Here is a 19,041-nt window from a genome sequence, read left to right as displayed (position 1 = left end):
GCATTGTAGACACGTCCTTCCTTTTCTATATTTTATTATGTTCGGATTTCTGTGTCTACATTATTATACTAACACCAATACTGACAATTTAACGTATACATACTTTGAAAGTCAGTTCCATTGGATTCTAAAATTTGATGAAAACAGCGTAATAAGAAAACTCAATAAATACGGTTATGATTTAAAACAAATTAATAGTAAATTACCTGATAATATTAAGGTTTATGCAGGCAGTGAAAATAAGTACTTTGTATTATTATCAAAAGATAGAATAGTTAGTATTAGAAAAGGCTTTAATGAAGTAGATGATGCAAAGTTTTTATCCATAGTATATAACAAGCTTTTCAAAGATTGACTTATGTCATCATATTCTTCAATTGCTGAGCTAATTAGGAATAAATATTATTATATGTGTTGGTACATTGCTGGCATCTATAATATTAATCATGGTATTACTGCATTTAAGGAACATGTTAAAAAATAGCAAGGTAAAAACATAATTGGGGGATATTTAAAATGACGATATTGGAAATCAACGGCAGTCCACATAAAGGTAATACGTGGCGGTTAACAGAGAAAGTAAAAGAACAAATACAAGATCTTGATAATACAGTAGAATTTGAAGAAATACATTTAAGCTAATGGAATATTCCACTCTGCACAGGTTGCAGCCTATGCTTTAGGAAAGGACATATTTTTTGCCATCATAATCAATATATACAGCCTATTATGGATAAAGTTGAAAGATGTGATGGAGTAATTTTTGCTGTTTCCTGTTTTCAAGGTGCCATTCCTGCCATTGCTAAAAACCTTACCGACCATTTAGCATTTTTGATTCATCGTCCAAGATACTTTGATAAAAAGGCTTTAATAATTTCCACTACTGGTGGTGTTTCTGCAAATAGTGTTACTCAGTCTCTTGCTAATACACTACCAGGATGGGGATTTAATAAATGCTATCAATTACCGATTGTTGCATTAAGTTGGAATGATTATAAACCATCGGAAAAACACATAAATAAGGCTTATAAAATTTCGAAATCATTTTATGCAGATTTAAAATCAAGAAAGCTTCACTCTCCCAAAATTGGAGTTTTAATTCCTTTTAGTAGAAGATTTATGCCCTCCATTATGTCATGAGCTTTGGAATTGTATATATCCTTTTGTTTATGCTTTACAAAATGGTGCAGATTTAGACTATGGAGATGGTCGTTCAAAACAATTTAACACAAAATGTCCCGATGATGGAAGAGTATGTATCTATGGTGAATATATAGAAAAGTAGATTCCAATTTCCAGTAGATTAAATTAACTGTAGGAGAACATTAATTTTGCATTACTAAAGATTTAATATGATATTTATGGTACAAATCAACGCATATAGATAGCAAAAGCTTTAAAGCACCACATAAATTTTGCTGACCGTCCTGGTAGGTGGATTTTTTTACAGATCAGTGTAAGATTATGATCTATAATCTATATATAGGTTAAAAAGTGAGGCTCCAAGGCAGATTCCATCACTGGCACAAGGGCAGCCAAGGGGTATTCCTTCCGTGTACGGTTCAGGAACGTGGGCACACGAGACGTTAGTCGAAATTCCAGGTCAATGAAAGTTTGCGTTTACTAAGTTAATGTTTATTTTACAATTTGTAACATTAAAAAAATCGCAATTTATTATAATTGGATATTGTAATCAATGTACAGGCCTATATATAGTATTTCGAAACTTGGCATACAAGAATAATTAATGGAGGGTATCCAGATGTCAATTCAGTTTAGAAATTATACAAAGCAACCAGGTATTACAAAAGATTATCATAAGACAAGGGCTTTCTTTATAAAATTGGGATATGCGGAATTTGAATACACCAGGTGGGATTGGATGGCAACCCATAGGTATTTGGATAAGTCTGCGGTGGGTAGAATCGGCCTGTGGGAGGAAGAAGGAGAAGTTATAGGAATTGCAACTTTTGATGGTCAACTTGGTACAGCCTTTTGCTTAACTTTACCGGAATATACATATTTGAAGAAAGAGATATTGCTGTATGCGAAGGATAATCTATCAAAGGATGAGAAATTTGGCGTTATTATAAGGGATACTGACTTTCAATTTCAGGACATTGCAGCTGGACTTGAATTTGTTGCTACACAGGATAAAGAATTCGATTCGTTTTTTTATTTGGATAAAACGTCCACAATATACGACTTGCCAGAGGGGTTTCATATTACTAGTATGAAGGAAAGCTTTGACCTATATCAGTATAGGCGTGTTTTATGGAAGGGATTTAATCATGAGTTGAATGGTGAGGGAAAGCTAAAGTTTTCTGAAGAAGAAGAGCAGGAAGCAAAGAAAGCGATGATTCGACCCAATGTGGACTTAAACCTAAAGGTGGCAGTTGTGGCACCAGATGGTAACTTCGTTTCTTATTGCGGGATGTGGTACGACAAAGATGCAGGCTTTGCAGTAATTGAACCTGTAGCTACCGATCCTGAGTACCGCAAGATGGGTTTAGGAAAGGCGGCAGTTTTGGAAGGAATCCGGCGTGTAGGTGAGCTAGGTGCAAAGAAGGCTTTGGTAGGTTCCCGGCATCAATTCTACTATAATATTGGATTGCGGCCGTTTTCAACGTCTACTTTGTGGAAAGAAAAACAGAAAGGCTAATAACCATTTATAACATAATATAGCTTAGATTCTAGTTAAATAATTAATATAGTGGTTTTGACCCTAAAGTGTATAGCATAGGAAGTTATACAAATATCATTGTTTTCTAGGGGGAAGGTTAAATGTTAGTGCCTGTATTATCAACTTCCATAGTAATAATTGTTTTTATATTTATTTATAGAAGGTATAAAACTGATGATGAAGAATTTCTGATTCTAAAATTAATTGGGTATTACTTTTTAGGTAGTTTTAAGTTTAACTTTAATAGTTTAGCATTGCCAGCCGGATTTATTGTTTATGCAACATTTTTTAGGCCTAATACTAATAAGTCTGTGAAAAAAGCCATTGCTTATTTAGGCTTATTTGCGTTTTTTTGTGGGATAATAAACCCTTTTATTGAAAAGTTATATTTTGAAAGAGAACGAGCAATAAGTGCATCAAGTAGTAACATATATACAATTGATTTAAATGCAGATTATGATGCAATAAAGCAAAAGATAGGGATTAACGAGTTTACAAAGCTTGAAGATTTTCAAGCTGATTTTACGCAATCGGGAAGAATAAATAGACTATCATACACGTTCCTGACAAGTGACAATAAAGGGGTTGTTTTGTATAAAGTAAGTTATAATGCTGATAAAAGTAAATATATTATAAAACCGACTAAAGTTGATCAATGGCTTCAATATAATAGATTAATTAGCGAGGAACAATTTTTCTATGGACTAAATTATTTAGATTTAAAAAAAGCAATTCCAAGAGAGGAATATCCATACTATACAGTTAGATGTAATGGAGATTATTCAAATTGGGCAGTAAAGGATTTTGACAACTATTTGATCACTGACAAAGGATATAAGCAGATTAATGACAAGGAATTGCCTGTTGGAGGATATGTTTTTTGGGTTTATGGCAATAAGAAAACTGATGAAGGAGACCATATAAGTTACAGCAGTGAGAATAATAAGGCGTATATTCTTTCCGGTAGTGAATGATATAATGCAGTATGCAAAGATTTTATTTGAAATATCAGATCTATGATAGTTTTGTTTACGCACTTGGTAACACGAAATGTTGTAAAATTCTAGAGTTAAGGTAGTTTTGAGTATGTATTAAGGATATGCAAAAGTGGTAAAATTTCAAAAGTAAATTTTTTATTTACAGAGGTGATTGATATGGAAAAGGTTCTAATAATAGTTGCAGGAATGCCTGGGACAGGGAAAACCAGATTTGCTAACTACCTATTCGACAAATTACAAATATCTTTAATATAATTCAAATGGGATATCACAATTTTCAAGGTTAAAAGGAGATTAGAAAATTGAATAATATACTATTACTTTTAGAACAAATACGCTCAATAGCACAGCTAGGATTATGCTATACAAAAGACCCATATGACAATGAAAGATACAGAGAATTACTAGAATTAGCATCTAAAGAATATTCTCATATATGTGATATTGAAGAGAAGATAATTCTTGAAAGATTTAGAAAGGAGTTAGGTTATATAACTCCCAAGGTTGGTGTAAATGGAGTAATTTTTTCACAAGAAGGAAAGATTCTTTTAGAAAGACGTGCTGATGACAAATTATGGGGTATTCCTGGTGGCTGGGCTGAAACAGGGGAAAGCCCTCAACAATCAGTAAAAAGAGAAATTTATGAAGAAACAGGGCTTATTGTAGAAGTGAAGGAAATCATAGACATATTAACTAGGATACCGGGATATTACGGACAGCCTCATACTTCATATCATATATTGTTTTATTGTGAGGTAATAGATGGATGCTTAAAATCATCCTTTGAAAGTTTAGAGATTGGATTTCATGACTTTAATAAGATAACTGAATGGCATAGAGACCATCTTGATATGGCTCGAAAAGCAAAAAAGTTCTTAGATGAATATAATAAGAAAATCAATGCATGATGTTTTTTAGGGGTTATGACAATAAATCAATGTATTAAAAAGAGTATATTAAGATTAAATAAGTAGTTGAAGATAAACTGAAGGGGGATATGTAATATGAGTAATGATATGGGTATATTTGCCGCAATTAACTCTTTTTCTATTATAGAGCCTATTCTCAGAATGTTGGTCTACATAGCAGTTATTTGTGTATCATTTAAGGCAATTCAGGCGCTAAACACATATATTAATAAAAATTCAAAATAGATTTTGTAACCACTGGATAATAATTTGTTTAATTTACCCTTTAATTAAAGCATTGAGATTAATTCGTATGCATGAGGAAATTGCTTAACATAGTTCAACAGATAATAAGATGTTGACGTCCGCCTTGGTAGGTGGATTTTTTCATATAGAACAATGTAATAATATGGTTTATAATCTATATATAGGTTGAAGTTGGTAGCTTACCAAGACACGTACCTTCACTGGTGCAAGAGCAGCCAAGAGGCATACCTTAGGGGTCCGGTTTGGGAATGTCAGCAATACGAGATGTTATGTAAGATTTTAAAACTAATGAAGCTCATGCTTGCACTTTTAGTGATTTTTGTATGTAAGCAATATATCATAATGTAAAGCATGATTAACTACAAAAGGGGGAAAGTATGTTTAATTCTTTTGTAAAAATTTTATATTTAATTGTTTTTATCTCTTCAATATTATTATTAAAAAAATATTGGAACACAAAGCAAAGGGAATTTATAGTTTTTATACTTACTATAATTAATATTAGTTTTGGGTTAACAGTATTTTTTATAACAAGATAGATATAGTCTTATAAAACGCAGTAGTTGCAAACTATTATACTTATAAAATTTAATAAGTTGATTAATAGGGTGATGTATGAGTAAAAAATATTTTTTGCTAGAGTGCTTCATACCGTTATTTAATAAAATAGTAATTTAAAAAGGTGAATAAATATGGATAGTGTATATGTATGTTGCCCAGAATTTGAAAATAAAAGATTCAAATTAAGATTTATTTCTATAGATGATCGTGATGACTTGTTAAAAATATATTCTGATAAAAAAGCAGTTCCTTTATTTAATAGCGATAATTGTGGCGGAGATGATTTTTATTATAATACACGTGAAAGAATGAAGCACGCTCTTGATTATTGGAAATTTGAGTATGATCGAAAAGGTTTTGTAAGATGGTCTATTATAGATAGAAAGGATTCTATTGTAATTGGAACAATAGAATTATTTCATAGAGAGTCTAAAGATTATTTTAATAATTGTGGGCTTCTCCGTTTAGATTTGAGAAGTGATTATGAAACAAAAGCCAATATAATAGATATTTTAAAATTGATAATTGATAAAACTTATCAATTATTTGAATGTAATATGATAGCAACAAAGGCACTCCCCATTGCAAGCGAAAGAAAAAGTGCTTTAAAGGAATTAGAATTTTTACCTACAGAATACAAGCTTATTGGTCATGATGGTACGGAATATTCATCATATTATTGTAAAAAGAGATAAGTTTCAATTTACATACAAAAACACATTCTTAAGCCATGGGCGATTGAGTTGAGGCTCAAGAGCATCGAGAGTTAGTAACTTTATATGTAACTTCGCTGATAGAAAGAGAATAGTGAAAGTTTTTTGATTTAGCTTTAATTGTGTAGAATTATAAGATATGGTGAATTGAATTAAAATAAGGATTTTTAGGGGGATATCATGGTTTATGATTCAAAGGAAATCATAGATATATTAATAAATAATATTTCAGAAATTGTTGTAGTACAATCAATCGGAATAAGTGGAGGTAAGACTTCTCTACCAAGAGCAGGAGAAGGTGATATTGATATCTTTATATATTGTGATGAGATACCAAGCTTTGAAAAAAGACAAGCCATAATTAGTCAACTTGATGAACAGATACAAGAAGCTAAGGTTAATATCTTTGAAGGGGGACATTGGGGTATAGGAGATTTCATGCTTATAAATGGTATTGAAACTTGGTTAATGTATTTTACGGTAAGTGAGACCTTAACTGATATAGAATCTATACTTAATGGTAAATATCCAGATAAATTGGATAATTACTACTATCCAATTGGGCGATGTGCCATGCTGAAAGATATCAATGTTTTATGTGATAAAAGCAATTTTTTAGATAATCTGAAAAAAAGACTATCTGAGTACCCTGATATATTAGGAAAGATACTCATACAATATCACCTAGAGGAACTTGATGATACAGAAGATTTGGAACGTGCTGTAGTCAGAAAAGATGTTTTATTTTATCACTTTGCTATGGATCTTGCAATTGATCATTTCCTTCAAGCTTTGTTTGCTATTAATAAAATCTATTTTCCAAGTAGAAAAAGAACACTTGATTTTATTGAAAACTTCAGTGTTAAGCCTGAAGGCTGTAATGAAAATTTATTAGAAGTTATTAAGTTAGGCGGTTTTGCTGAAGGAATTAATCAATCTTTTGCACTATGGAGCAATATGGTTAATCAACTAAAGAAATTGAGTAATATTTAGTGTATTAGAATATGACGAAGTTATTACCTACAATTGACATTGATAAAAAAGATATGGGGGATTTGACATGGAACTTAATATAAAGAAAATGAATTATGAAGAAGCAAAGCAAATTTCAAAATGGGTTTATAAAGAACCTTATCAATCTATAGCATGGATGGAAGTGATAGCTGTATAAGTGAGCTTCTTAATGGAACTTATTTTTCGGTTTCTGACAGAGAAAATAATCTTACTGGCTATTATTGCTTTGGTGAATCTGCTCAAGTTCCAGTAGGAAATCAATTTGGTGTTTATGATTGCAAGGATATTACTGATGTTGGTTTGGGAATAAACCCGATTTTATGCGGTCAAGGATTAGGACTTAAATTTTTTAGTAATGGTTTAGACTTTGCCAGAAATAATCTATTAGCAAAAGGGTTTCGCTTGACGGTAGCAACTTTTAATCAACGGGCAATAAAAATATATCAACAGATAGGTTTTAAAAAAGTTAATTCTTTTGAAAGAAAAACGGAGACTGATAAAATGGATTTTTGGGTTATGATTCTGCACTAAAAAGAAATTAGTTGATATAAATTTGATTATGTTATGTCAGAACAGTAATTAAGTAAGATATGCTGCAATGAAAAAAAGAGAACTGAAGATTATTTATAAGAAACTGTTAAAAGTAGAAGGAGAAAAATATGTTTGTTGATTATCATAATAGTATTGTAAATCTTGCTTGCTCTATCTTAGAATATTTTGGTGCTAAAAGTGAACATAATACACTAAAAGAAGTGGATGAGCTTTTGAAATATCAATATAAAAATGTAGTTATCTTGCTATTGGATGGATTAGGGGTTGATACACTACAATATCATTTATCGGAAAATGGTTTTTTCCGTAAGAATTTAATTAAGGAATTTTCATCTGTGTTTCCTCCAACTACGACTTCAGCAACGACCTCTATTGAAAGTGGTTTAACCCCTTTGGAACATGGGTGGTTAGGATGGAGTTTGTATTTTAGTGAAATAAATAAAATTGTAAACGCATTTATAAATACGGAAAAAGACACAGAAATTCATGCGGCGAATTATAATGTTGCAAGTAAAATTTTACCCTATAAAACTATTTACGAAAAAATAAGAGATGCGGGGATGGCTAACGCATATAGTGTATCGAAATTTGGAAGCAATAAAATAAAAACATTTGATGAATTGACGAATGAAGTAGAACGGTTGTGTGCTACCTCCGAGAAAAAATACATATATGGATATTGGGAAAATCCTGATAGCCTAATGCATAAGCTTGGTTGTTATAACAGTCTGGTTACTGAGAACATAAAAGAACTCGAAGAAAAAGTAAGAGATATGTGCAAAAGATTATCCGATACATTGGTTATAGTTACTGCAGACCATGGACATTGTAATTTGAAGCATTATATATTGAGTGATTATCCTAAGTTAATTAATATGTTAAAACGTCCAACTTCTATGGAAACAAGAGCTACAGCTTTCTATATAAAAGATGAATATTTAAATGATTTTCCCATTGAATTCAATAACAATTTTGGCGACGATTTTTTATTGTATTCAAAAGAAGAGGTTATCGAAAAGAATATATTTGGTGTTGGAAAAATGCATCCTAAGTTTCAAGAATTCATAGGAGATTATTTAGCAGTAGCAATTAGTGACAAAGGTATTGTATATTCTCAAAAGTCAAATCAATTTATTTCTAATCATGCTGGGATGACTGAACAGGAAATGAAGATACCACTTATAGCAATATGTAAAAAATGAGATTATCAAAAGTTAGCTCACAATATTCTTTTAAGTCCAAACAATCAATTAAATATGTTATTGAAAGGAGAGAAAACAAATGACATATATTTACTTAATGCAAAATCAGAAAGCTATAAACTATGATTTAATAAAGAGTAATGTAGAATAATTAAAAGAATTAAATAACCAGGGTAAGCTTGTGCTCTGTGGACCTTTTAAAGATTATCCTGGAGGAATGGTCATAATTTGTGCAAATGATCTTATTGAAGCTACAAACATTGCAGAAGCTGATCCATTTATTGTGTCAGGGCATAAATCTTTTGAAATCAGAACACTTGAAGTAGCCAATGAAGAAAATGATTATTTACTTTGATTAATGAGTAAGGGTATACCAACATTAATGAGACAAAAGCAATGTTAGAAGAGGCATCAAGTTTAAGCCCAGGACCACGCTATTTATGTAAGAACGTATAGGTCATATATGGTAATAAAGATTGTACATGAGGAACATAGTTTTAATAAAAATTATATAGTTAATATTGAGTTCACAGTATATGATAGATTGATTCAATTGATGCTATATGCAAGAAAAACAGGGGGGTAAACAATGACAGATCAAAATATGAAGGATAATGAAAATCTAAATGATAATAAGCTTCTAGGGGATAAATTGTGGGATAGTAAATATAGAATAGGTGTAAATATTCTTACCATTTTTATTCTATTTGCCAGCCTATTTATCTTTCAGCTTACGAGTTATATTACTAATATCGATTTTTTAGCACCTTTCCCAGGTCTTAATTTTATTATTATGCCAATCTGTATTGCTATTACAATTATGACCGTATATATTTTAAATAAAACAAGATATATGGTAAAAGTTCTAAATTTGATTAACAGGCTGATAAATTATATAAAAAAGTACCAGTTTGTTTATAGGATTTTGAAGTTTATATATAAGCATCCATTAATTTCATCGATGATAGTTGGAATAATATGGGGTATAATAAAAAACATTGGTATTACTTAATTTACACAAAAAATTTTCGTCCAACTATCTTGAAAATATAGCGAAGCTACATGTAAATAATCTTATAACACTAATTAACCTATTATGGGAGGAAGAATTCTTGTGAGTAAGATTTTAATACTGGGCGGAAGTGGACTTGTAGGAACAGCAGTAATAAATGAGATGAATGAATATATTTAAATTGATGCAATAATAAAGTTGTGTCAGAACAGTAATTTATGCTAACAGATTAAAGTTAATGTAAACGGAAGGATAGTCAAATGTTAAATAAGGTAGATATAGTTAAAATCATTAAAGATATGAAATTGCCGTTAAGTGAATATTGGATAACTTCTGGTGCAGGATTAGTTTTGCATGGCGTTAAAGAAACTACAAGAGATATTGATTTAGGATGTACAACATATTTAGTTGAGCGGTATTTAAGAAAAGGTGAGAAGGATATTAGTGATATCAAACTCATAGATGAGTATATAAAAAATAATAAGTAATTCACTATTTTATTCTTTATAAAAGAGTCTAAAGGTAGTGGGGGTAATATTAATGGAATTAACAGCATATAGGCTTTCAGAAGGGCAGGCAAAAGAGATTTCAAACTGGGAATATACGGGGGAGTATTCGATTTACAATTTACCCTCATGGGATAAGATGGTTCAAGAAAATTATTCACTGACTAATACTGTAAAAAGACAAAGATACATAGGTTATACAAATAAGGATAGAGAGTTGGTTGGATTTGTAAACTTATTAGATAAAGGAGATACCGTATTCTTTGGAATTGGTATAAAACCAGACTTTTGTGGCAAGGGAATAGGAAAAATAATAACGAAGATGGCACTAATGGAAAGTCAAAAGAGGTTTCCTAATAAGCCTGTTATATTAGAGGTTAGGACTTGGAACAAAAGGGCGGTGAATTGTTATAAATCTCAAGGATTTGAAATTGTTGAAACAAAACAGCAGCAAACATATATTGGCTTTGGCGAATTTTATGTAATGAAATATACATTAAATTAATTATATTGTTGAATATTCTTAAAAGCTTCATCAGCCATTATATAGTATTAATGAAAAATGGTAAACTATTGTGGATGAAAGGTTTTGAATATTATTGGGGGTATGTGCATGAGTAACAATATAGAAATTGTTAAAAAATTATACTCTGAGGAACCTGCAATAAAGGATATGCAAAATTATACTAATAAGAAATTAAAAATTTGGGAAAACGAAGTAATTTCTCATTTTCCAATTGAATCATGGATACTTGATATAGGCTGTGGAATGGGTAGAGAAGCGGTTTGCTTGTTTGATAGGGGATTTAAAATTACGGCTATAGACATTTCTGAAAAGGTTATAGAACCTGCAAAGCAATTTGCTTTAGAAAGTAAACGAGATATTGAATTTTTGTTAACCAATGGATTAGACTTGCCCTTTGAAAATAATACTTTTGATGTTGTAATAATATGGTCGCAGACTTTCGGCCTTTTTTATGAGGAGGAGAATCAATTACATATTTTAAAAGAATGCAGTCGGGTTTTGAAAAGTAATGGAATACTTAGTTTCTCTGGGCATGATAAAGAATTTTTAGAAGCAGAATATTCACAATATCTTGACGGTAAGAAGTTCTTCCCCTATGCGAATACAGATTGCTATTGGGAAGCCTTTACCACCAATGAAATGATACATTTGGCCCAAAAGACAGGATTTTTAGTTGTAGATTGTAAAAGAGGAATAGTTTATAAAGAGGAAGATGGTCCAATACTCCATTGTGTTTGCAGAAAGTGAACAAAATAAGGTGTTAAGTTAGTTCACTTTATTCTTATATTACGAAAGACATAATATGTTATTTATGGTGCAAACCTACGCATCTAGGTAGTAAGAGTTCTAAAATATCACATAACATAATTTTGCCGTCCGCCTTGGTAGGCGGATTTTTTAATATAGAAATGTGTAAATTTATGGGTTATAATCTATATATAGGTTAAAAGTAGATATCTAGTCAAGGCACATTCCTTCAGCAGCCTAAGTGCAGCCAATGGGTATTCTTCTGTTGTCCGGTTAAGGATCTTAGCCTTAAGCTGTAAGTTTGACTTTGCCAACAATTATTTACTTTACTGTTAAAGCTGCTGTTAAAGAAGGTACCTTTGAAGAAACGAATTGAGTATTCCAATAGGTTGAAAAATTATTTTACAAGCATAAAAAACCTATGCCAGTAGAAAATGGAGATGCCAACTTTATTTCAATTGGGTGTAAAGTCTTTGAGATTAAAGGTATTGATATTAAAGTTGCTGTAGCAGTTGAAGAGGATGGTAAAATTAACAAGGCTTTTATGCAGAATCCTTTGAAATAAATACATATAAGTTAGTACACTAATTTGAATTGTGATTATGTGTAGGACATGATGAACAATTATAATTAAGGGGGGATACTATGATATTTAGAATTGGGCAAATGAAGACGAAAGACATAGTGAATGGAATTTTTATTACTGGATTGGGATCTTTAATTATTGTTACTTTAAATATATTAATCAAATATTTTCTTTCAATGGGAATACCTGAAGATTCCCCAATAATGTACCTTTTAGATAACCGTATGATGTATTCAATTCGTACCATTGCAGTTCCTATTATATTTCTAATTTCATTTAAATTACTTTGTGAGGCATTATATAAAATAGTAAAGGCATCCGAGATTATTATAGAAAAGTATAATAATAAATAAATCTAGTAATTATAAACAATTTTAAAAAGTTACGGCTAAATCTTCTTATATAATGAAATAGTACCCTATGTTTAATTGATGGGAGAGATTAAAAGATCTTTATTATTATGATAAGGAGGTAATTATCATTAAATATAAACACAAGCAATTTTTATATTTAATAATTTTTTTTGCAATTATTATTATTACCATTAAAGCATGTTCTGCAATAAAATCAAGTTCTATTCATGAACATATATCGTTGTATGACGTTCAATACATAACTGTTAATGGTTGTAAATTAACAAACTCTCAAGAGTTAGAAAACATCGTAAAATCGTTTAACTCTATCAATAATATTAATGAAAATCCTGATTTCGCTGGTACAACTAGCAATTCCAGTATTGAAATAGTATTAAAATCCAATGAAAATATAGAGATTCTGTTTCCTGGTAAGGTTAATCAAGATTTTGAAATTCAAAGATATAATAAAAAGGGTAAGTGGACTTCATACTGGGGAAATCAAGCAGATATAAGAAAAATTTTAGAAGAGGCTGCTTCTTAATAGTATACAATCTTCATATTTTAAGTAAAACCTATTACCAGGTAAATGATAATTAACCTATACGCAGCTTATGTTTTCTTTACATTGTAACAAAAAGAAAAAAGCAACATGAACTAAAAACAAGGCTACTATGATTCATACCTATGGTGGCCTTGTTCTTTATTTGTTTTTAGAAATTAACTAGGTATAAATTTGTATTTATTGTAAAATAGTAGTTTACTTTAATAATATTAAAGAGTATAATTAATATTATTAAAATAAAAATTATAAAGTTTATAAATAAAATTAAAGAAATGAGGTTTAAATGCCTATGGAAGTGATACCTGATTGGTTAACGGCTTTAGATGAGGAAGATGTAAGCTTTATTAAGAAATTTATATTATCCTCCGGTTCATTAAAGGAAGTTGCAAATATCTATGGAGTAACTTATCCAACAGTACGCCTTAGATTGGACCGATTAATTCAGAAAATACGAATATCAGAGGATACTACAAACGAGCCTTTTATTAAACTTATAAAAAGATTTGCAGTGAATGAAAAGTTGGATTTTGATACTGCAAAAATTTTAATCTCAGAATATAAAAAAACAAAAAAAGGAGAGTGATTGTAATGGCAGGTTTTCTTTATTTATTTTGCCTATTGATATTTCTGGCAGGAATTGTTCTACTGCAAATATTTTTATCAAAAAGAGAAAACAAGTGGCTTGGCTTAATATTCCCCATGATTAGTTTTATGTTTTCTATTCTAGCAGTTTTAGGCTATGCCTTTTATGCGAATCAATCAACTGTTGAACGTATATTTCAATTAATTATGATATTATTATTATGGAATATTCCTACAATTAGTTTACTTGCTATATACTTTGCTTGCCGTGAAAAATTTAAAAAGAATAAAAGTCTTGATAAAATGAAAATTGAGGATTTGGAATGATTGATTAAACTTGGGTATTTTTAAGTAAAAGTAATTCCACTTCTTCTTATAATGTAACCTATATTGAAAGAAACTTTTAGGGAAAATTCTACCCATATAGATAGTAAGTAACCTATAAATCCAATAACTAAACTTTGCAGTCCGCCTTAGTAGGTGGATTTTTTTATATAGAACAGTGTAAGAATATGGGTTATAATCTATATATAGGTTATAGAAGGCACATTCCTTAACCGGTGTAAGAACGCCAAGGGGTATTCTTCTGAGATCTGGTTCAGGAAGGTCGGTAATATGGAAGGAGATATTATGTTAAGTCCAAAAGAAGCAGAAAGAGAGTTATCAATAGGTGCTCAATTAAATCCAGGACCGTGGATAAAACACAGCATGTCAGTAGGTTTAAATGCTAAATTGATTGCAGATAAAATTAAAATATTAGACAGTAATCAAGCTTATGTTATGGGACTATTACATGATATTGGCCGCAGAGAAGGCATAAAGTCAATTATGCATATTATTGATGGTTATGATTATATGATGAGCATAAATCAAAAAGAGATTGCTAGAATATGTTTAACACATTCTTATCCAATAAAAGATGTAAATACTTTTTTTGGAAAATTTGATTGTACAGAAGAACAGAAGGTTTTCTTAAGATGCTTTATTGAGAATAGATTATATGATGATTATGATCGATTAATACAATTGTGTGATGCAATATCTTTGCCAAATGGTGCTTGCATAATAGAGAAAAGATTAATTGATGTGGCTTTAAGACATGGTTTGCCAGATTTCACTATTGATAAGTGGAAAGCATATTTAGAGTTAAAAAAGTATTTTGATAAATTGTGCGGCTGCAATGTATACACACTATTGCCAAATATAATAGAAAATTCTTATGAAAGTTTGGTATAAATACAAGTTGTCTAATTAAATAACACATTTTTCCATGGTATGAAGTAAAATTATGATTAGGTAGATAGTAATAATATAGAATTTTTTATATTTGAATTTATTTATATGGAATTATAATCTTATGCGAATAAATTATATAGTTGGAGGTTAGTAATGAAACATTTAGGTACAGTACAAATAAATACAGAAATATTAATATTACGTAAATTTAATTCATTAGATGCACAAGCTATGTTTAATAATTGGGCTAATGATCCTGAGGTAACAAAATTCTTGGTGTGGCCAGCACATAAATCTATTGAAGAATCAGAAAGTATATTGTCTGATTGGATTAAAGGTTATTCGGATAAAATGTTCTATCAATGGGCTATTGTGCTGAAGGAAAGTGGAGACGAGCCTATTGGCACCATCAATGTTGTTCATATGAATGATGAAATTGATATGGTTCATATTGGATATTGTATTGGAAGAAGGTGGTGGAACAAAGGAATAACCTCTGAGGCTTTTAAGGGAATTATTCCGTTTCTAATAGAAGACGTGGGGGTTAAACGAATTGAATCTCGCCATGATCCGAGAAATTCTAATTCAGGTAAGGTAATGTTAAATTGTGGATTACAATATGAAGGCACATTACGCAATGCTGATATAAATAATCAAGGAATTTGTGATGCTGCTATATATGCACTTTTGTCAGAAGATTACTATATGTCAAAATAAGTATTATATATTTTGTTACTTCTCATTGCTTTTTAAGTACGAGGTAACAAAGTTTGGGGAAATAATTTAAAAAGAATTAAAGAACAAGATCTATTTTGAAATAAATCTTTTGTCCATAAGAAATTATGAATTTAGGAGATTAAAAAACAAATGATTCAAAATAATAATGAATTAGAAATATTTAAAAAATTGAAGAAGGATTTAAAGCCAAAACTGTATTGGCCAATTTGGAATACAATTATATGTTCCGGTCCACTCTTAAATCTTATTTTTAGATATTTTTTAACAAGAGATATGAAAAATCCAACGGTTGCAATAATTCTCTCAGTAATAGCTATGATTTGGACTATTATTGAATGGTATTGGTATGTGAAGGAAAGAAATGATTTTAATAAGAACTGGGGTAAAGTTACAATAGAATTACAGTCCTTAAATATTCAGGATGAGCCTTCAAAAGACATCATTGGAACAATTTTCGATATACTAATGAAAACGGCAATAGCTTCGCTGGTACTGTTCTTTATTTTCGCTGCTATATTAATATTTGCAAAGTATACTTTTTTCAAATACTTGATGATATTTAGTCTTTTAGTATTCCTCTTAACTGCTGGAGGGCTGATAATAGTTGGGACTATCATGGTATTTACCTTTATTAGAATTATAATAAAGGGTGGCAGATTAAAGGAAGTATTAAAAAGATTTATTCTGATCTCTACACTTTCATTTATTATCCTGATAATCATCAATTTTATAAAATACAAAAATCCGGAATGGATTGAAGCTTTTTTAAAATCCTTGTTGATATCACTTCCTACTTTTTTATCTATTGAAACTTTTATGCTTTATAAAGAAATAAAGAAAGAGTATTCATTGAATACCTCTCCCGATGAAGGCGATAGTAAGTATACGTAGCAGCAGCTTAGAAGCTATAAGTTTAGAAAAGATAACCGAGTAATATTTATAGCTGTAAATTTTTTTATTTGGGATAGGGTTATGGACATAAATTTATCAAAATAAAGGAGATAAAAAATGGTAAGTACTGTAGAAGGAATGCCTACTCTAATAGAAGCTGAAGAAATGTTAAAAGAGGCTGGTAGGTTAAATCCAGGACCATGGGTTGACCATTCTCTTTATGCAGGAAGAGCAGCGAAATTAATAGCACAGAATTGCAGTGAATTAAATGGAGAAACGGCTTTAATTCTTGGTATGCTTCATGATATCGGAAGAAGAGTTGGTGTAACAGGTATGAGGCATAGTATAGATGGTTATAATTTTGCAATCAAAAAAGGTTTTTATCGCGTAGCAAAAGTGTGTATTACACATTCATTTGATTGTAAAGACATTAAAACTGCATTTGGAAAATGGGATTGCTCCGAAGAAGAATATAACTTTGTTAAGAAGTACATAGAAACTGTAGAATATGATGATTATGATAGGCTTATCCAATTATGTGATGCACTTGCATTTATCGATGGGTATTATCTTATTGAGAAAAGAATGGTTGAGGCTGTAATAAGACATGGAATGAATGAACATACAATACAAAAATGGAAAGCTACACTGGAAACTAAAAAATATTTTGAACAAAAGATAGGAAAGTCAATCTATACTTTATTACCAGGAGTAATTGAAAATACATTCTAATATAATTATAAATATAAGCTTTTTTTTAATACATAATTAATAGTAGCAGCTGTAATTATCTAGTAAGTATAGATTATTTATGTAATCTTCATACATTATTAAATAAAATGAGCATAATCTTTACACTCTCAATTCCAATGTACATTATAGAGGATTAGATGGAGAAGTTTACTTTTGGGATTATTGTATATACAGTTCAGGAACGTCGCAGTTTAAAGGAGAAAAATATATGAGTAAAAAGTATTATAAATGCATCAATAACGCAATTGAATGGGCTAAATGTCATTTAAATTCAACTGAATACATGTTTAGATGTTTGGGATTTTTAGAGGATGCAATAGAACAAAGTAACGACATTGTAATATTACGCGTTGATAGCGCTAAAGAATCTGCCAATTTATATGAATCATATCAGCACACTGGTATACCTCCCAAAGGAGCCTTTGTTTTTTATGATTGTTATGGACAAGTAAATGGAGAATATAGAAATTGGGGACATGTAGGTTTATCAATTAATAATGGGGATGTAATTCACTCTTGGGATAGAGTAAGAATTGATAATTATCTCGAAGTAGAAAACTTGGCTTCTGCACCAGGGGTGGAGAAACCGAAATATATTGGATGGGTGCCACTTGAACATATAATTGTTGGAATTCAAAAGAATATGTATAAGAGAATGGATTAATCGTTATGAATTTAATAAAAAATGGTAGGCTGCAAAAAGACGATGCCCATTCAAAAGAGGTTTGGGAAAGGCATGGTAAACATGATACCTATATGACAATAGATGAGATAAATGCATTAGTTCAAAAATATATACCTACAGCAAAAGTTAAACGTAAACTTTTTTGGAGATATTCATTAATATGGCAAAAATAACATGTTAATGAGTATGGTCAATAAATAAAATTAATTAAATTACATTCTTCATAATATACATTGAAAGAAATCCTTGGGAAAAATCCTAAGTATATATAGTAAATGGGATGGAACATCAACTAACATAGTTTACCACTCGCCTTGGCAGGTGGATTTTTTTATATAGATATGTGTAAATTTATGGTTTATAATCTATATATAGGTTAGAATATAATACGCCCAATATCGGAGGCGCAATTATTCTACATTTAAAATAATAAAGAATAAATGCTTATTATGAAAAGTTTTATTTTGCTTTAAGTATTTTTGTTTATATACTAGCTCTTATTTTTATTATTATTTTCTTAACTTGAGGACGAAGTTTTATCTATTATTACTCAGAAGTTATTGTGTGTAAATAATGTTTTAGGAGGAATATTATGAAAAAAATAATTTATGCCTCGATAAGTATCTTTTTAGTATTAACATTTGCTTCTTGTACTACTAAGAACGTGGCTATTAAAAATGTAACTGCTGAGAATGTAACTACTAATAAATCTGATTCAACAGATATTAAGTTTGAATACTTTTACAGAGGTTTTGCAACTATGCATGACAATGAGATGGATACATATCCAAGTACATTGATTATTCAAACAGATGAAGATTGGCATGATTTTATGGATAAATATGTCCCAGGTATACCTTATAATGTAGCAATAGATTTCTCTAAAGTGGATTTAAGTCAATATAGTAGACACAGAAACTCGAATTTTTTATGCAGTTTTTCTTAAAGCATCTTCAAGCTGCT

At 30.2% G+C, this 19,041-nt stretch carries 26 protein-coding genes and 2 pseudogenes; all 28 read left to right on the top strand.

The window, feature by feature from the left end; all coding sequences use genetic code 11:
- Window positions 1-355: pseudogene (locus ACJDUG_RS17330) on the top strand (hypothetical protein); the annotation flags it as partial.
- 293 nt (window positions 356-648) lie between these two features.
- The gene (locus ACJDUG_RS17325; RefSeq protein WP_406771123.1) at window positions 649-1,140 is read left to right on the top strand and encodes an NAD(P)H-dependent oxidoreductase; all 492 of its coding nucleotides are present in this window, start codon (window positions 649-651) and stop codon (window positions 1,138-1,140) included.
- A gap of 13 nt (window positions 1,141-1,153) precedes the next feature.
- Window positions 1,154-1,285 carry a hypothetical protein gene (locus ACJDUG_RS17320; RefSeq protein ID WP_406771122.1) on the top strand — a complete coding sequence of 44 codons (132 nt, stop codon included), beginning with the start codon at window positions 1,154-1,156 and terminating at the stop codon, window positions 1,283-1,285.
- 477 nt (window positions 1,286-1,762) lie between these two features.
- Window positions 1,763-2,662, top strand: a complete 900-nt coding sequence (locus ACJDUG_RS17315) for a GNAT family N-acetyltransferase (protein WP_406771120.1) — start codon at window positions 1,763-1,765, stop codon at window positions 2,660-2,662.
- Between the two features lie 122 nt (window positions 2,663-2,784).
- Window positions 2,785-3,657: a hypothetical protein gene (locus ACJDUG_RS17310; protein WP_406771119.1), complete on the top strand. Its 873-nt coding sequence runs from the start codon at window positions 2,785-2,787 to the stop codon at window positions 3,655-3,657.
- Between the two features lie 326 nt (window positions 3,658-3,983).
- The gene (locus ACJDUG_RS17305) at window positions 3,984-4,589 is read left to right on the top strand and encodes an NUDIX hydrolase N-terminal domain-containing protein (protein WP_406771118.1); all 606 of its coding nucleotides are present in this window, start codon (window positions 3,984-3,986) and stop codon (window positions 4,587-4,589) included.
- 96 nt (window positions 4,590-4,685) lie between these two features.
- On the top strand, window positions 4,686-4,835 hold the full coding sequence (locus ACJDUG_RS17300) for a hypothetical protein (protein WP_406771117.1): 150 nt from the start codon (window positions 4,686-4,688) through the stop codon (window positions 4,833-4,835).
- Between the two features lie 713 nt (window positions 4,836-5,548).
- A complete protein-coding gene (locus tag ACJDUG_RS17295) occupies window positions 5,549-6,112 on the top strand; it encodes a GNAT family N-acetyltransferase (RefSeq protein ID WP_406771116.1) in 564 nt (187 codons plus the stop codon).
- A 198-nt stretch (window positions 6,113-6,310) separates the two neighbouring features.
- Window positions 6,311-7,123 (top strand): DUF4037 domain-containing protein, encoded by an 813-nt coding sequence (locus tag ACJDUG_RS17290; RefSeq protein ID WP_406771115.1) that lies wholly within the window; start codon window positions 6,311-6,313, stop codon window positions 7,121-7,123.
- A 153-nt stretch (window positions 7,124-7,276) separates the two neighbouring features.
- The gene (locus tag ACJDUG_RS17285) at window positions 7,277-7,675 is read left to right on the top strand and encodes a GNAT family N-acetyltransferase (RefSeq protein ID WP_406771114.1); all 399 of its coding nucleotides are present in this window, start codon (window positions 7,277-7,279) and stop codon (window positions 7,673-7,675) included.
- Between the two features lie 128 nt (window positions 7,676-7,803).
- A complete protein-coding gene (locus ACJDUG_RS17280) occupies window positions 7,804-8,898 on the top strand; it encodes an alkaline phosphatase family protein (RefSeq protein WP_406771113.1) in 1,095 nt (364 codons plus the stop codon).
- Between the two features lie 163 nt (window positions 8,899-9,061).
- Window positions 9,062-9,253: pseudogene (locus ACJDUG_RS17275) on the top strand (YciI family protein); the annotation flags it as partial.
- A 234-nt stretch (window positions 9,254-9,487) separates the two neighbouring features.
- On the top strand, window positions 9,488-9,910 hold the full coding sequence (locus ACJDUG_RS17270; RefSeq protein ID WP_406771112.1) for a hypothetical protein: 423 nt from the start codon (window positions 9,488-9,490) through the stop codon (window positions 9,908-9,910).
- Between the two features lie 260 nt (window positions 9,911-10,170).
- Window positions 10,171-10,398 (top strand): hypothetical protein, encoded by a 228-nt coding sequence (locus tag ACJDUG_RS17265; RefSeq protein WP_406771111.1) that lies wholly within the window; start codon window positions 10,171-10,173, stop codon window positions 10,396-10,398.
- Between the two features lie 52 nt (window positions 10,399-10,450).
- Window positions 10,451-10,921, top strand: coding sequence for a GNAT family N-acetyltransferase (locus ACJDUG_RS17260; RefSeq protein ID WP_406771110.1), 471 nt, complete (start codon window positions 10,451-10,453; stop codon window positions 10,919-10,921).
- Window positions 10,922-11,029: 108 nt separating this feature from the next.
- Entirely contained in the window at window positions 11,030-11,689 is a 660-nt protein-coding gene (locus tag ACJDUG_RS17255) for a class I SAM-dependent methyltransferase (protein ID WP_406771109.1), read from the top strand.
- A 421-nt stretch (window positions 11,690-12,110) separates the two neighbouring features.
- Window positions 12,111-12,254 (top strand): hypothetical protein, encoded by a 144-nt coding sequence (locus ACJDUG_RS17250; protein ID WP_406771108.1) that lies wholly within the window; start codon window positions 12,111-12,113, stop codon window positions 12,252-12,254.
- A gap of 80 nt (window positions 12,255-12,334) precedes the next feature.
- A complete protein-coding gene (locus tag ACJDUG_RS17245; protein WP_406771107.1) occupies window positions 12,335-12,628 on the top strand; it encodes a hypothetical protein in 294 nt (97 codons plus the stop codon).
- A gap of 241 nt (window positions 12,629-12,869) precedes the next feature.
- The gene (locus tag ACJDUG_RS17240) at window positions 12,870-13,172 is read left to right on the top strand and encodes a hypothetical protein (RefSeq protein WP_406771106.1); all 303 of its coding nucleotides are present in this window, start codon (window positions 12,870-12,872) and stop codon (window positions 13,170-13,172) included.
- Window positions 13,173-13,476: 304 nt separating this feature from the next.
- A complete protein-coding gene (locus tag ACJDUG_RS17235) occupies window positions 13,477-13,776 on the top strand; it encodes a DUF2089 family protein (protein ID WP_479723038.1) in 300 nt (99 codons plus the stop codon).
- 5 nt (window positions 13,777-13,781) lie between these two features.
- A complete protein-coding gene (locus ACJDUG_RS17230) occupies window positions 13,782-14,102 on the top strand; it encodes a hypothetical protein (protein WP_406771105.1) in 321 nt (106 codons plus the stop codon).
- A gap of 288 nt (window positions 14,103-14,390) precedes the next feature.
- The gene (locus ACJDUG_RS17225; RefSeq protein WP_406771104.1) at window positions 14,391-15,011 is read left to right on the top strand and encodes an HD domain-containing protein; all 621 of its coding nucleotides are present in this window, start codon (window positions 14,391-14,393) and stop codon (window positions 15,009-15,011) included.
- Window positions 15,012-15,164: 153 nt separating this feature from the next.
- Complete coding sequence (locus ACJDUG_RS17220; RefSeq protein ID WP_406771103.1) at window positions 15,165-15,728, top strand: GNAT family N-acetyltransferase; 564 nt, start codon at window positions 15,165-15,167, stop codon at window positions 15,726-15,728.
- 150 nt (window positions 15,729-15,878) lie between these two features.
- Window positions 15,879-16,640, top strand: coding sequence for a hypothetical protein (locus tag ACJDUG_RS17215; RefSeq protein ID WP_406771102.1), 762 nt, complete (start codon window positions 15,879-15,881; stop codon window positions 16,638-16,640).
- A gap of 117 nt (window positions 16,641-16,757) precedes the next feature.
- On the top strand, window positions 16,758-17,372 hold the full coding sequence (locus ACJDUG_RS17210) for an HD domain-containing protein (RefSeq protein ID WP_406771101.1): 615 nt from the start codon (window positions 16,758-16,760) through the stop codon (window positions 17,370-17,372).
- Window positions 17,373-17,601: 229 nt separating this feature from the next.
- A complete protein-coding gene (locus ACJDUG_RS17205; protein ID WP_406771100.1) occupies window positions 17,602-18,057 on the top strand; it encodes a C40 family peptidase in 456 nt (151 codons plus the stop codon).
- Window positions 18,058-18,062: 5 nt separating this feature from the next.
- Complete coding sequence (locus ACJDUG_RS17200) at window positions 18,063-18,251, top strand: hypothetical protein (RefSeq protein ID WP_406771099.1); 189 nt, start codon at window positions 18,063-18,065, stop codon at window positions 18,249-18,251.
- 419 nt (window positions 18,252-18,670) lie between these two features.
- The gene (locus tag ACJDUG_RS17195; protein ID WP_406771098.1) at window positions 18,671-19,024 is read left to right on the top strand and encodes a hypothetical protein; all 354 of its coding nucleotides are present in this window, start codon (window positions 18,671-18,673) and stop codon (window positions 19,022-19,024) included.
- The last annotated feature ends 17 nt before the right edge of the window (window positions 19,025-19,041 follow it).

It is taken from the genome of Candidatus Clostridium stratigraminis, from assembly GCF_045310675.1.
Lineage (GTDB): Bacteria > Bacillota > Clostridia > Clostridiales > Clostridiaceae > Clostridium_AT > Clostridium_AT stratigraminis.
This window is presented reverse-complemented; position numbering and strand designations above follow the sequence as displayed.